The sequence below is a fragment of the Deinococcus pimensis DSM 21231 genome (genome assembly GCF_000519345.1).
Classification (GTDB): Bacteria; Deinococcota; Deinococci; order Deinococcales; family Deinococcaceae; genus Deinococcus_A; species Deinococcus_A pimensis.
The window spans coordinates 417,503-418,181 of record NZ_KI912671.1 but is presented as its reverse complement, the minus strand read 5'-3'; the positions used below and the strand labels follow the sequence as shown (position 1 = coordinate 418,181).

The window sequence follows — 679 nt, the reverse complement described above, 5'->3', positions numbered from 1 at the left end:
GGCGGGGCCGCGGCGAGGACGGTGTGGACGGTGACGTCCGGCCAGGGTCGCCAGAGGCTGTGGACGACGTCGCCGGCGACGGTGACGTCGTCGACGCGTTCACGGACGCGGTAGCGCTCGCCGTCGTCGGAGAACGCGAGGGCGCTGTCCGGCGCGAGCTTGGCGAGGTCGCGCTCTCCGACGCTGACGCTGAAGCCGAACCGGGTGGAGTACGCGAACTTCGCGTACTTCGCGGCGCCGTGGTTGAGCCACGAGGCGTGCTGTCGGCCGCTCAGCGCGAAGACGTGACCGTCCGCGTCGTCACGGCACACCAGCATGCCCGGGTGGTGCTGCGGGTGGACCTCGGGCAGGGACCGCTGGGGAGCCTCGGGGGTCTGCCAGAAGGGGTGCGTGTCGGGCAGGGCGAGCGGGAGGAAGTACTTCATCGCCCAGTACGGGCTCTGCGGGGAGTTGTACTCCTCGCTGATCATCAGATTCGGGTAGGCGTACCCGACGGTGAGGACGCCGGTCTCGGTGAAGAGTTCGCGGGAGGCCCACCAGCGGAGGTGCCGCGCCCACAGGCCGCGCAGCTCGCCCCACGGCAGGGCCTCGACGTCCGCGAAGGCGAGCGCGCCCCAGAAGGCGCCCGTGGCGAAGCGGTACGTGAGGCTGCGTCCGAAGGGCAGCGCGGCGCCCTCGG

The 679-nt window shown here is 72.0% G+C and carries 1 protein-coding gene; it reads right to left on the bottom strand.

The genetic code is table 11. From position 1 onward, the window contains the following. A partial coding sequence (locus DEIPI_RS33575) for a DUF2264 domain-containing protein (protein ID WP_045234929.1) occupies window positions 1–679 on the bottom strand: 679 nt, incomplete at both ends.